The following is a 317-nucleotide window of genomic DNA, read 5'->3' on the forward strand; positions in this document are numbered from 1 at the left end:
ATTTGTTTCTTTCCCGTACTGTGTAAGAGAAACTATAATAGATTGTTCACTAGACATTTCTGTTTCTGACAATCCTCTAATAAATTCTGCAGGGTCTGCAGCAAACAAATTATATAGAAGTGATGGATACATCTCATAAAAATCTGGATCGATAGATTGAGCCATATCAAGTATTTCATCCATATACCTCTGTTTTAGATTCTCGTCCATATCCTCTAACCAACTTAAAATCGCTGTTTTATATTCTTCTCCTAATTTAATCACATTCTCTGTTTTAATTAATTGATAAAAGTCCTCAAATTCTGACTCTGATATAT

The 317-nt window shown here is 31.5% G+C and carries 1 protein-coding gene; it reads right to left on the reverse strand.

The features are described from left to right. Window positions 1-317, reverse strand: a 317-nt coding sequence (locus AOA62_RS31690; RefSeq protein ID WP_158235111.1) for a hypothetical protein, incomplete at both ends; no start/stop codon positions are given.

Origin of the sequence: Pseudomonas sp. 2995-3, assembly GCF_002742565.1 — a bacterium.
GTDB lineage: Bacteria > Pseudomonadota > Gammaproteobacteria > Pseudomonadales > Pseudomonadaceae > Aquipseudomonas > Aquipseudomonas edaphica.